This is a genomic window from Labrys sp. F242, from assembly GCF_057813875.1.
The window spans coordinates 1,964,291-1,976,846 of sequence record NZ_JBVASG010000001.1; the positions used below are offsets into that span (position 1 = coordinate 1,964,291).

At 63.5% G+C, this 12,556-nt stretch carries 13 protein-coding genes; 12 read left to right on the forward strand and 1 reads right to left on the reverse strand.

What is annotated here, in order from left to right; all coding sequences use genetic code 11:
• Positions 1-43: 43 nt before the first annotated feature.
• Together ACZYTC_RS09185 and ACZYTC_RS09190 are read left to right on the forward strand one after the other, a co-directional pair.
• Positions 44-766 (forward strand): tellurite resistance TerB family protein, encoded by a 723-nt coding sequence (locus tag ACZYTC_RS09185; protein WP_441772992.1) that lies wholly within the window; start codon positions 44-46, stop codon positions 764-766.
• Between the two features lie 520 nt (positions 767-1,286).
• A complete protein-coding gene (locus ACZYTC_RS09190) occupies positions 1,287-2,564 on the forward strand; it encodes a S41 family peptidase (RefSeq protein ID WP_488989383.1) in 1,278 nt (425 codons plus the stop codon).
• 46 nt (positions 2,565-2,610) lie between these two features.
• Here the strand turns inward: ACZYTC_RS09190 and ACZYTC_RS09195 are convergent, their stop codons facing one another.
• Positions 2,611-3,300 carry a cysteine hydrolase family protein gene (locus ACZYTC_RS09195; protein ID WP_441772994.1) on the reverse strand — a complete coding sequence of 230 codons (690 nt, stop codon included), beginning with the start codon at positions 3,298-3,300 and terminating at the stop codon, positions 2,611-2,613.
• Positions 3,301-3,429: 129 nt separating this feature from the next.
• On the opposite strand from ACZYTC_RS09195, the gene ACZYTC_RS09200 reads away from it, so the two are divergent.
• From ACZYTC_RS09200 to ACZYTC_RS09245, 10 genes are all read left to right on the forward strand, one after another.
• Positions 3,430-4,296 (forward strand): MurR/RpiR family transcriptional regulator, encoded by an 867-nt coding sequence (locus ACZYTC_RS09200; protein ID WP_441772995.1) that lies wholly within the window; start codon positions 3,430-3,432, stop codon positions 4,294-4,296.
• A gap of 113 nt (positions 4,297-4,409) precedes the next feature.
• On the forward strand, positions 4,410-5,729 hold the full coding sequence (locus ACZYTC_RS09205; protein ID WP_488989384.1) for a type I glutamate--ammonia ligase: 1,320 nt from the start codon (positions 4,410-4,412) through the stop codon (positions 5,727-5,729).
• Entirely contained in the window at positions 5,729-6,538 is an 810-nt protein-coding gene (locus ACZYTC_RS09210) for an N-formylglutamate amidohydrolase (RefSeq protein WP_434956372.1), read from the forward strand. Before ACZYTC_RS09205 ends, ACZYTC_RS09210 begins: the two co-directional genes overlap by 1 nt.
• Positions 6,535-7,161, forward strand: coding sequence for a cysteine hydrolase family protein (locus ACZYTC_RS09215; RefSeq protein WP_488989385.1), 627 nt, complete (start codon positions 6,535-6,537; stop codon positions 7,159-7,161). The genes ACZYTC_RS09210 and ACZYTC_RS09215 overlap by 4 nt, the downstream gene beginning before the upstream one ends.
• Positions 7,154-7,930, forward strand: a complete 777-nt coding sequence (locus tag ACZYTC_RS09220; protein ID WP_488989386.1) for an ABC transporter ATP-binding protein — start codon at positions 7,154-7,156, stop codon at positions 7,928-7,930. Before ACZYTC_RS09215 ends, ACZYTC_RS09220 begins: the two co-directional genes overlap by 8 nt.
• A complete protein-coding gene (locus tag ACZYTC_RS09225; protein ID WP_488989387.1) occupies positions 7,923-8,660 on the forward strand; it encodes an ABC transporter ATP-binding protein in 738 nt (245 codons plus the stop codon). Before ACZYTC_RS09220 ends, ACZYTC_RS09225 begins: the two co-directional genes overlap by 8 nt.
• Positions 8,657-9,559 carry a branched-chain amino acid ABC transporter permease gene (locus ACZYTC_RS09230; protein WP_434956368.1) on the forward strand — a complete coding sequence of 301 codons (903 nt, stop codon included), beginning with the start codon at positions 8,657-8,659 and terminating at the stop codon, positions 9,557-9,559. Before ACZYTC_RS09225 ends, ACZYTC_RS09230 begins: the two co-directional genes overlap by 4 nt.
• Positions 9,556-10,596, forward strand: a complete 1,041-nt coding sequence (locus ACZYTC_RS09235) for a branched-chain amino acid ABC transporter permease (protein ID WP_488989388.1) — start codon at positions 9,556-9,558, stop codon at positions 10,594-10,596. The genes ACZYTC_RS09230 and ACZYTC_RS09235 overlap by 4 nt, the downstream gene beginning before the upstream one ends.
• Before the next feature lie 4 nt (positions 10,597-10,600).
• Positions 10,601-11,779, forward strand: coding sequence for an ABC transporter substrate-binding protein (locus tag ACZYTC_RS09240; protein ID WP_488989389.1), 1,179 nt, complete (start codon positions 10,601-10,603; stop codon positions 11,777-11,779).
• Position 11,780: 1 nt separating this feature from the next.
• Entirely contained in the window at positions 11,781-12,530 is a 750-nt protein-coding gene (locus ACZYTC_RS09245; RefSeq protein ID WP_488989390.1) for a cyclase family protein, read from the forward strand.
• Positions 12,531-12,556 lie beyond the last annotated feature (26 nt).

The following is a 12,556-nucleotide window of genomic DNA, read 5'->3' on the forward strand; positions in this document are numbered from 1 at the left end:
TGGCGAGCTTGGGCTGGGCGATCGTAGAGGAGCAAGACGAATAATGGATCTGAACAATCTGCTTGGAAAAGTGCTGGGTGCCGGCGGTCAAGTTCTCAACACGCCAGGCAAGAAACTGGCGGCTGGTGGCGCAGCGGCGGGCATCCTGTTTACAGAGACCGGCCGGGACCTGGCTGGCGCGGCTGTCAAATATGGCGGTATTGCCGCTATCGGCGCGCTGGCGCTGCATGCCTGGCAGCGTAGCCAGGCTGGGCAGGCCGGCGCTCCGGCAGCGGCTGACAACGGCACGGCCGCAGCGAACGGCGCGCCCGGCGGCTTCCTGCCACCGCAATTATCGACCCCACAGCCGCTGCCGCCCGTTATCGAGGCGCGTGCAGTGGAGGCACTGCCGGTGGAAACCCCGGCCGCGGCTGAAAGCCATGCCAAGCTCTTGCTGGGGGCCATGATCAACGCGGCCAAGGCCGACGGCAATGTCGATGCCGAGGAGCAGAGCCTGATCCTCGGACATGCCGACAAGCTCAATCTCTCCGACGAGGAGCGCAACTTCCTGTTCCAGGAGTTGAGCAAGCCGTTCGACATGGAACCGATCGTGCGCGGCGCAAGCACGCCGGAACTGGCCGCCGAAGTCTACGCCGTTTCGCGCATCGCTGTCGGCGCAGCATCACCGGCCGAGAATTCCTACCTGCATGTACTGGCCGGCCGCCTGAAGCTGCCACAAGCCGTCACGGGCCAGATCGACGGCGGCCTGGCGGCCGTCGGCCGATAGACGACCGACCGGACACCGGATCGCATCGGTCTTGTACACCGACCGAGACCGGGCTTTTTGAGGAAAGCCCGGTTTATCAAGCGCTTGGCCCGGCCGGAGGCATGGGATTATGTTCCATAATATATCTTATGCGAATTAGGGGGTGTGGGGCGGCACCCCACTCCCGAACCAGTTTCGGTCGGCATGTACGGCGACCTTGAGCCAGCGGCACCGCCGGAAATCGCAGCCAGTTGATCAAGGCTCTTGAGCCACGTAACGGTCATGCCGTCCGGCTAGAACCTCGACAAGGCCGCGGTGAGCCTCGCAACGCATTCATGTTGCCGCCTGGTCGACGGCCGTTCATATGCATGCCAATTTCAGCCAGTAGGACCGCCGTTTGCTTGGAGGTCGCCTGATGCGCCGCATACTGCTTTTCTGCCTGCTCTTGCTGACGTCGCGGGCCCAGGCCGCATCGGACTTGACGGATGGCGTATGGCTGACGACTGGTTATGGCCACGCCTATGCGATTGACGGCGAACATTTGCAGCGCTTCGAGATCACGGCGATCAGCTGTCAGAAATCCGCCTCGGCCGAGCGCGTCGCGGCTTCCGGGAACGCCGTGCGGTTTGCCGGTTCCAGTGTCAATAACGACACCGGCGTGACCGATGCCTTCGTTTTCCGGCCAGGACAACAGCCGAACCAGCTCGTGCTGAACATCGACGGTGTCGCCACGCAGACCCAACTCACCCGTATCGACGCGCTGCCTGCGGCCTGCACGCAAACCTCCTCCATCGATCCCGTGACCAATTTCGACGTTTTCGTTCGGACTTTCGCCGAACACTATCCCTTCTTTATCCAGCACCGCGTGGACTGGGTTGCCATGACAGCCGCGCATCGTGCAACGATCAGCTCTGCCACGGACGAACAAACGCTCTTTGCGCATTTTCGTGAGATGCTGGCGCCGCTCGAGGATGCTCATGTCTGGATCGAGGCACCGGCCCTCCATCTGGAATTCAGCGGCTGGCGTCCTCCCACGGCCAGGAGTGAGGCAATTCACCAGCGGGCGCTGGCCATCGTCGAAAAACGCTTCCTGACGACACCCCTCGCCTGGTACTGCAACCGCCAGCTCGCTTTCGGCATGCTGCCTGACGGTGTTGGCTATTTGCTGATCGTCAGTTTCGAAAACTACGACAAGAATGCCGAAAGCACGGCTCAGACAGCGGCGCTCGATGCGGCGCTGGACGATATTTTCGGCAAGGCACCGGGCTTGCGGGGGCTCATTGTCGACATCCGGCCCAATGGTGGTGGCACCGAAATGCTGGGCCTGGCGATTGCCGCCCGTCTGACCACCAAGCCCTACCTTGCCTCCAGCAAGATCTTTCGCATAGACCCCAGCGACCCGACGAAATTCAGCAAGCCACAGCCGATCATGGTCATGCCGTCATCGCGGCCCGGCTTTTACGGGCCGATGGCGCTGTTAATGGGCCATGACAGCGTCAGTGCGGCCGAAGCCTTCGCCATGTCTCTTCAGGGACGCACGAACAAACCCGTTTTCATCGGCGAGAACACGCAGGGCGTCTTCTCCGACGTGCTGATCCGCCATTTGCCGAATGGCTGGCGCTTCGGTGTCCCCAATGAGATCTACTTGAATGAAAATGGGCAAGCCTATGATATCACGGGTGTTCCGCCCGACAAGTTGGTCGCTCTGTTCACAGACCCCGATCTCGATGCCGAACGCGACCCAGCCCTTGAAGCCGCGGCACGCGCTATCGCCGAAACGACCCGGCCGGGTCGTACGCCCAACTCCCCTAGAAATTGATGAATCACTTTATCTATCAATATCTAAGTATTGATAGATAATGGATTTATGCGACATTACGACTCGACAAGCGCCTGATTTCGGCAATCATCTCGTCGGTGCTGCGCGTACGGCAATAATGACCGCCCATGCTCTCGATCGATGCAAGATGGTTCTCGGGTGTCTCGGCCGCGCAGCAATCCTCGACCTGGGTCACGAGGAAGCCGCGGTCGGCGGCGTCCCGTATGGCGGACTCGACGCACTGGTCGGTGACAACCCCATAGATGACCAGAAATTCCACGCCGAGATTGCGCAGCACATAGTCGATATTGGTGGCATTGAAGATGCCGGACGCAGTCTTGGGGATGATGATTTCATCGCCCCTGGGGCCGACAGCCTCGATCACTTGCGCTTCCCAGCAACCCTTCGGGAAATTCAAGCCCGAAATCTTGTGGTCCAGGCTGCGGTCGCGCCCATCCTGGGTCAGGCTTTCAAGCACGGTGAAGATCACTTCGATGCCGGCGGCCCTCGCCGCTTCCTGGAGGCGAGCCTGGTTAGGGATCACCACGCTGTCGATACGCTCGTAAAAGGCCTGCTTTGCCGCTTCCGGCGTATCGGGCATGCGTGCCCGAGCCAGGATCTGCTCGTTGAACTCGCCATTCTGCATGTCGACATTGAGCAGTGCCGTTCGGGCCGGAACGATTTCACGCTCCCGGTAGGCACCGCCCGGCGCGTCAATGGCTGGAAGGCCTGCCATGAAGTCCTCGCGGGAAGGGGTTGTTTCGTTGTAATTCAAATTACGGCTTTGCTGGTAATTGGCCTATCCTGTACCGAGGCATTGTGAAAGACAATGGCCTCCGCATGGACGTCGAGAAGAGGTATCGCCATGGAGCCCCCGAAAGCCGCCCTGCCCCAGACCGGCACGACGCTTGCCGATCGTGTCGCAGCGACCATGCCGTCCCTGAGCGATGCTGAAAAGCGGGCGGCGCGCGCCCTCCTCGCCCGCTATCCCACCACCGGCATGGAGACGGTGGCTCTGTTTGCCGAAAGAGCCAAGGTGAGTTCTCCCACCATTCTGCGCTTCGTGGCCAAGCTCGGATTTCCAGGCTATGCCGACTTCCGGCGCGCGCTGCGCGAGGAAATGGAAGCCCAGGCCGAATTCCCGCTGACGCGTCCGCATGCCGATGCCTCGACATCGGCGCTCATCGAATTCAGCGGCGCCCTGGCCGAGACGGTGCAGGGTTCGATTGCCATGATCAACGAGGCGGAACTGGCACGCCTGGTGGACATTCTCATCGATGAAAGGCGTCAGGTTTTCCTGCTCGGCGGCGATTTCACCGAACCGGCTGCGCGGCATCTCGAATTCCACCTGCGCAAGCTTCGCGGCAAGGTAAGGCTGTTCTCCTCGGCGCTGATGCGACGCGCCGACGAACTTGCCGATCTTCGGCGCAAGGACGTCGTTATCCTGTTCGACATTCGCCGCTATCAGGCCGACACGGTGCGTACGGCGGAGGTGGCCAAGAGCCGTGAAGCCGTGGTCGCCCTCTTCACGGACCAATGGATGTCGGATGCCGCCCAGGTCGCCGACATCGTGCTGAGGGCGCGCGTCGACGTCCCCTCGCCTTGGGACAGCTTGATCGGCGTGATCGCCCTGGTGGAAGCAGTCGCGCTTGCAATCGATTCCCGGCAATGGTCGATTGCCAGGGCTCGCTTCGAAACCATCGAAGGCGTACGGCAGAAGCTGCTCCCGTGACGTTTTCTCATTTTGCTAAAAATTACGGCATCACCGCTATTAACATCATCTTGTAAGAAATAATTCTCGCGTGCTAGCGTTCGTCCCAATAAAAACAGGGGAACGACACGCCAATGGCGACAAGGCCTGAAAGCGTCATCACGGTCTGCTGCAGCGACATTGCCGGTCAGGTCCGAGGCAAGGGATTTCCAGCCACCGATCTGGAGAACCGCCGCCGTTTCGGTGTCGGTTGGACCCCGACCAACATCATGATCAATTGCTTCGGCCGCATCCCCGCCACCCCCTTCGGTGCGGAAGGCGACCTCATGCTGGTGCCACAGCCGGGCGGGGATATCCGCCTGCCCTATGACGACGGCACGCCCACCGAGCACATCATCCTCGGCGACATCCAGACCATGGCGGGCGAACCTTGGGATTGCTGCCTGCGCGGCCTGCTCAAGCGCGCCCTCGCCACGCTCGAGGCGGAAGCGGGCCTGCGCCTCATCGCCAGCTTCGAGCATGAATTCTGGTACGGCGCCGGTGAAGAGCGTCCGGGCGATTCCTACGCCGCCAGCAGCATCAGGGGCATGGAGGGCTTCATCGGCTCCTTCCTGGCGGCTTTGCGCGCCAACGATATTGCCCCCGATACCTTCCTGCCTGAATACGGCCCACGGCAGTATGAGATCACCATCGACCCGGCAGAAGGCCTGAAGGCGGCCGACCAGGCGGTGAAGCTCCGCGAGATCTGCCGCTCGCTGGCCCGCCGCCACGGTAGCCATGCCAGTTTCTCGCCGGTGGTGACGCCGGGCATCGTCGGCAATGGCGTTCACATCCATTTCAGCCTGACCGATCTTGCCGGCAAGCCGGTCTGCCACGGCACCGGATGCCCGTCCGGATTGAGCGAGATCGCTGCTTCCTTCTGTGCCGGCATCCTCAGGCACGCCCGGGCCCTGTGCGCCATCACCGCGCCCAGCGTGATTTCCTATGAGCGGCTGAAGCCGCATTCCTGGTCGGCCTATTACGCCAATCTCGCCGATCGGGACCGCGAGGCGCTCCTGAGAATCTGCCCCTATCCCGAGATCGAGGGCGTCGACGTCGCCAAGCGCTACAACATCGAATATCGCGGCGCCGATGCCACTGCGAGCCCCTATCTGCAACTGGCTATGCTGGTCTTTGCAGGACTTTCAGGCATACGCGGAGCCCTGCCCGCCCCCTTCATCTCCAGCGGCGATCCCGGGCGCTGGAGTGCCGAGGAGCGTGCTGAGCGCGGCATCGACGACTTGCCACGCAGCCTCGGCGAAGCCCTGGACGCCTTGGAAGCCGACACCGCCGCCGTCGCTTGGCTGGGCCCAGTCCTGACCAAGGCCTATCTCATGCATAAGCGCGGCGAGATCGAAATGGCCGGCGATACGGGCCTGGAAGAACTCTGCGCCCTTTATGCGAGGGCCTATTGATGACTTCGCCCCAGCGCCCTGCCCCAACAGGCCTGCTCGCCGCTGGCGATCCGCCGCCGGTCGGCTTGCATAATGGTGAGGCATCCTCCCCCTTCTTGATCATTTGCGACCATGCCGGCAATGCAGTTCCCGCCGCGTTGGCTGGGCTGGGTTTGCCGCAATCGGAACTCGAGCGCCATATCGGCATCGACATCGGCATCCTGGGCGTGAGCATAGGCCTGTCCGATCGTCTGCAGGCGCCGCTGATATTCCAGCGCTATTCGCGTCTGGTCGCCGAGTGTAACCGCCGGCTCGGTTCGCCCAGCTTCATCGCGCCTATTTCCGATGGAACGCTGGTGCCGGCCAACCAGGATCCGACGGCCGATGACCGCCGGGCCCGCATCCGCGAGATCGTCGATCCCTATCATGCCGAGATATCCGCCCACATCGACCACAAGTTGGTGGCCGGCCTGCCCCTGATCCTGGTGTCGATGCACAGCTTCACGCCCTCGCTCCGGGCCGCTCCCGCACCGCGCCCCTGGCATGTCGGCCTTTGCTATCACGACAACAGGCAATTCTCGGACCTGGTCCTCGCCGAACTGGCCGATCAGAGCGATCTCGTGATCGGGCGCAACCAACCCTACGGCGTCAACATGGCTGAGGATTATTCCGTGCCTGTTCATGGCGAGGAACGGCGGCTGCCCTATGTCGAATTCGAGATCCGCCAGGACCTCATCGCCGAGGCATCCGGCCAAGCCGCCTGGGCGGAGCGCCTCGCTCCCATTCTGACGGCAGCCTATGCGCGCTTCGGCGTGGAGACCGGCCGATGATCCCCGATCGCAAGGCAGCTCTCGATCCCACCCGCACTGCGATCCTGGTGATCGACACCCAGGATGGCATCTTCAACGCACAAGCGGAGGCGGCACGCCCCCATTTCTATCGCTCGGCCCGCGACGTCGCCATTCCCAACATCGCGCGCCTGCTGGCTGCCGGCCGGGCAGCGGGCGCCGAGATCATCTATACCGTCATCGCCAGCCTGACCGAGGACGGGCGCGACCGCAGCCTCGACTACAAGCAGACCGGCTTTCACTTCCCGCCCGGTGCCCCTCAGACGCGAGTCATCGCCGAACTCGCGCCCGGTCGGGACGAGATGGTGCTGCCGAAAACCTCGTCCAGCCTCTTCAACTCCACCAATTTCGAATATCTCATCCGCAATATCGGGCTCGATACCATCGTGGTAACGGGTTTCCTGACCGATCAATGCATCGACCATACGGTGCGCGACGGCGCCGATCGCGGCTTTCGCATGGTCTGCCCCGTCGACGCCTGCACGACCGACACGCCCGAGCGCCACGAGCGGGCCTTGAGTGCCTTCAAAGGCTATTGCCGGCAAGCCGGTACCAATGAGTTGGTAAAAGAACTGACGAGTCCACGGAGGCGCGGCGATGGCTGAACCATCAGCGCCCCTGCTGCGCACGGCCGATCTCACCAAGGCCTTCCGGGGCCTGGTCGCCTTGCGCAATCAGGCCATCAGCGTACGGGCCGGCGAGATCGTCGGCATCATTGGCCCGAACGGATCGGGCAAGAGCACCTTCTTCAATCTGGTAACCGGCTTCTCGCGGCCCAATGCCGGCACGATCGAGTTCCAGGGCCAGTCGATCGCCGGGCTGTCGACCGCTGCCATCGTCGAACGGGGCATCGCCCGCACCTTTCAGGGATCGCGCCTGTTCGGCTCGCTGAGCGTGCGGGACAATGTACTGGCCGCAGCCCAGCTTCGTCACCCCATTGGCCCGTTTGCTGCGATCCTGCGCGGCGCACGCTTTCGGGCTCGCCTCGCCGCCGCCCAACACACCGCCGATGAATTGCTCGATTTGATGGCGCTCAAGCCGCAGGCGCTGCAGCCGGCGTCCGCCCTGCCCTACGGCGACCAGCGTCGTCTCGAAATCGCCCGCGCTTTGGCGACGCAGCCACGGCTGCTGCTGCTCGATGAGCCCGCCGCCGGCCTCGATTCCAACGAGACCCGGGTGCTGGCCGGGTTGATCCGCACCATCCGGGATCGCTACGGCATCGCGGTCGTGGTCGTCGAGCACGACATGGATCTGATCATGAATCTGTGTGAGCGCATCCAGGTCCTGGCCACCGGCGAGGTCATCTGCACGGGCACGCCGGCGGAAGTGCGCAGCAATAGCAGGGTCCGGGAGGCCTATCTCGGCCATGCCTGATGCCCGCTTTTTCTCCCCTTTGCTCCGGATCGACGGGCTCGAAGTCAATTTTGGCGCGGTACGCGCACTCAAGGGCGTGTCCCTCGATGTCGGCCAGGGTGAAGTCGTCGCCCTGGTCGGCGCCAACGGCGCCGGCAAGAGCACGACGCTACGCACGGTCTCCGGCCTGAATCGTCCGAGGGCCGGCAGCATCACCTTCGCGGGCCGGGCCATCGCAACCCTTCCTCCGGCCGAGATCGTGCGGATCGGCATCTCGCATAGTCCGGAGGGTCGGCGCCTGTTCGGCGGCCTGACGGTGGCCGACAATCTGCGCCTCGGCGCCTGCACGCGGCATGATCGCGACGGCATCGTCCGTGACCTGGAACGCATGTTCGCCCTGTTCCCCATTCTCAAGCAGCGCCTGACGCAATTGGCAGGCACGCTTTCTGGCGGCGAGCAGCAGCAGCTTGCCCTCGCTCGCGCCATGATGGCGGCCCCTCGCCTCCTTCTGCTCGACGAACCCTCGCTCGGCGTCGCTCCCCTGCTGGTCCGCCACATCTTCGATGCGCTGGCCGAGCTCAAGCGTCAGGGCATGACCATGCTCCTGGTCGAGCAGAACATCGCCATCGCCCTGGAACTGGCCGACCGGGCCTATGTGCTGCGCACCGGCCGCGTGGTGCTGTCGGGCAGTTCGGCCGAGCTGACGGCCAATGACCGCGTCGCGCAGGCCTATCTGGGGGCGGACGAATGAACGGGTTCGAATATGTCCTCCAGCAGGTCATCAATGCCATCAGCCTCGGCAGCCTCTACGCCCTGGTCGCCGTGGGCCTGTCCATCGTCTTCGGCGTGCTGCGGCTGACCAATTTCGCCCATGGCGACGTGATGATGGTGGGTGCCTTCACCACCGTGATCCTCGGCGCGACCGGCATGCCTTTCGCCCTCGCCATGCTCTGCGGCATCCTCGCTGCGGCCCTGGCGGGCTTCGTGATCGAGCGCGTCGCCTATCGGCCCATCCGCAACGCACCCGACGTCACCCGGTTGCTGACCAGCCTTGCCGTCACCTACATCCTTGAAAATCTCGGCATCCTGGCTTTCACCTCTTCGCCGCGCAATTTTCCCCTGCCCGATTTGCTCAACGGTTCCTGGCAACTGGCCGATGGTGCCATCACCTTCACCAACATCAACATCCTGACCATCGCCCTCTCCTTCCTCTCGCTGCTGGGGCTGGGGTGGTTCATCACCCGCACCACCGTCGGGCTCGGCATGCGGGCGGCGGCCGAGGACATGTCGGCCGCCCATCTCGTCGGCCTCGACGTCAACCGCGTCATCGTGATCGCCTTCGTGGTGGCCTCCGCCTATGCCGGGCTCGCCGGCGTGCTCTGGGCGGCGCAGGCCGGCGTCGTCCAGCCCCAGATGGGCTTCACGCCCTTGCTGAAGGCCTTCGTCGCGGCGATCATCGGCGGCTTCGGGTCGATCGCCGGCGCCCTCGTCGGCGGCTACATGCTCGGCGCCCTCGAGATCTTCATCGTCGCCTTCCTGCCCGATGCGGTGACACCCTATCGCGACGCCATCGTCTTCAGCCTGCTGATAGCCTTCCTGCTGTTCCGTCCCGGCGGCCTGCTGCAGCCCAATCGCGAGATCAAGCTATGAAAGCAGGCCTGCGCCTTCCGCTCACCGCTGCGATCGGCATCGCTCTCGCCACCGTGGTCGCCATCAGCGCCCCCCTTGTCCTGAGCGACTATTTCACCCGCATACTCATCCTGATCGCACTCAATTCGGTGCTGGTACTCTCGCTCTCGCTCAGCAACGGCTTTACCGGCGTGTTCTCGCTGGGCCATGTCGGCTTCGTCGGCGCGGGGGCCTATGCCTCGGGCATCCTGTCGCTGACGGTGCAGCAAAAGGCTGCCTTGCTGCCGCATTTGCCGGCCCTGCTGTCGGGCTTCAGCCTGCCCTTCCTGCCGGCAACCCTGGCCGCCGGCCTGTTCACGGCCCTGCTCGCGGTGATCGTCGGCTATCCCCTGATGCGCCTGTCGGGCTACTTCGTTTCTGTGGCGACCATGGGCTTTCTCATCATCGTCAATGTCGTCCTGATCAACGCAGCGGACTTCACCCGCGGCTCGCGCACCTTCACCGGCGTGCCGCTGCAGACCAATCTGCCCTGGGTGATGGCCTGGCTGGTGGTGACGCTGCTCTTGCTGGCGCGCCTCGTCTATTCCCCCTTTGGCCGCTCGATGATGGCGGTGCGGGACGACACCATCGCCGCTGGCGCCATCGGCATCGGCGTGCTGCGCACGCGCCTGATCGCCTTCGTGATCGGAGCCTTTTTCGCTGGCGTGGGCGGTTCGCTCTATGCCCATTATCTCGGCTCCTTCTCGCCGATCACCTTCTATTTCGCCATGACGCTGAACCTGATCGCCATGCTCGTCCTGGGCGGCATGGGTTCCCTTTCGGGTGCATTGATCGGCGTTGTCTGCGTCTCCCTTCTTTCGGAAATGCTGCGCTCGGCCGAGCGTGGCTTCAGCCTGCTCGGCATAGCGGTGCCGCCTTTGTTCGGGGCGAGCCAGATCGTGCTCGGCATCCTCTTCATCCTGATCATGATCTTCCGGCCGAAGGGGATCATGGGCGACCGCGAATTGACGTTCGGGGCGACCAAAACATCGGCGAACAATCCATCAATTGAGAGGTGACCAGATGTTGACGTTGAGCAGACGCAGAACCCTCGCCCTCGGCCTGTCGGCCGCCGCCATACTGGCGATCCCCGGCCCGGCCCTCGCGGCCGATCCGATCAAGATCGGCTATTCGGCCAATCTCACCGGTGTGCAGGCCTCGCTCGACGGCCCCATGCTGAACGGCGCCAAGCTGGCAGCGCAGGAGATCAACGCCGCCGGCGGCGTGCTGGGGCGGCCGATCGAACTGGTGATCTATGATTCCAAATCCGACGCCACCGTGATCTCCACCGTCGCCAGCCAGATGATCGACAGCGACAAGGTCGTCGGCATCATCGGCTTTGCGGATTCGGATTCGGTGCTGGCCATCGGGCCCCAGGTGCAGAAGGCGGAAATTCCGTTCGTCACCCCCGGCGCCACCTCGCCCAAGCTGCCGGCTCAGCTCGGCAACCAGGTCTTCCTCGCCGCCTTCGGCGACAATGTCCAGGCCGCCGTGGGAGCGGAATTCGCACTCAAGACGCTGAACGCCAAGACCTGCTATCTGCTGACGGATATCGGCACCGAATACACCACCCTGCTCTCCGACTATTTCGTCAAGGCTTACGAGCATGGCGGCGGCAAGATCGTCGGCAAGGACAGCTACAAGATCGGCGACAAGACCTTCACCGCCCAGATCGCCAAGATCAAGGCGCTTTCCGAGAAGCCGGCCTTCATCTATGCGGCCGCCAATGCCGAGGAGATCGGCCTCATCCTCAAGCAGTTACGCCAGGCCGGCATCACCCTGCCGGTGGTCGGCGGCGATGGCTATGACACGCCCTTGCTGCTGCAAGTCGGCGGCGAGGCGGCCAACGATACCTATTTCACCACCCACGCCTTCATCGGCGATGGCGCCAGCGCGAAGGTGAAAGCCTTCATGGATGCGTACCAGAAGGCCTACAACACCGTGCCGGAAAATGCCTTTGCCGCACTCGGCTACGATGCGGTGAAACTGATGGCCGATGCCGTCAAGCGAGCCGGCGCGCCCGAACCTGCTAAGATCCACGATGCGCTTGCGGCCACCTCCGGTCTCGACGGCGTGACGGGTACGATCACCTACCGCCCGAATATCTCGGTGCCGGACAAGTCGGTCTCGGTCATCGGCGTCAAGGGCGGCAAGCTCACGCTCGCTGGCGAAGCCGCGCCATCCTTCGTCGCGGAGCCCTGACATGGCCACGCCCCTTCCCCTCTGGGAGGTCTATCGCGCCGCCTTCGCCGGCGCGATCTTCACCGATCTGAGCCACGCCTTCCACCCTGGGCAGCCACGCTTCTCCACCTTTCCGGACGAGGAGCGCCTGGTCGTATTCGACTACCCCAAGGGCGATGCCTTCCAGGTGCATCGCTACGCCTTCGTCGGGCAATGGGGCACGCATGTCGATCCGCCCGTGCATTTCATCGAGGGCGGGCGCGCCGTGGACGATCTGCCGGTCTCCGAAATGCTGCTGCCTCTGGTGGTGCTGGATATCCGGCACAGAGTTGCCGCCAGCCCCGACGCGACACCGGAGCTGAGCGACATCGCGGCCTGGGAAGAGCGTAACGGGCGTATCCCCGCAGGCTGCTTCGTTGCCCTGCGTACGGGGTGGTCAAGCCGCTGGCCGGACAGCGAACGCTTCTACAACCGCTCGGCAGACGGCGTTTCCCATTGCCCCGGCTGGTCGCGGGCGGTGCTCGAAGAGCTGTTCGAAAGGCGGGAAATCGCCGCCATCGGCCACGAGCAGATCGACACCGATCCCGGCGTGGCGACATCGAAGGGCGATTTCGGCCTCGAACATTATGTGCTGTCACGCGACCGCTGGCAGGTCGAATTGCTCGCCAATCTCGATGATGTGCCGGAGGTCGGCGCCCTGATCATGGCAAGTTGGCCGAAGGCGAAAGGAGGTTCTGGCTTTCCGGCTCGCGCTATCGCCATCCATCGCTGATTTCGGACTGTTTCGGCATCGTACCG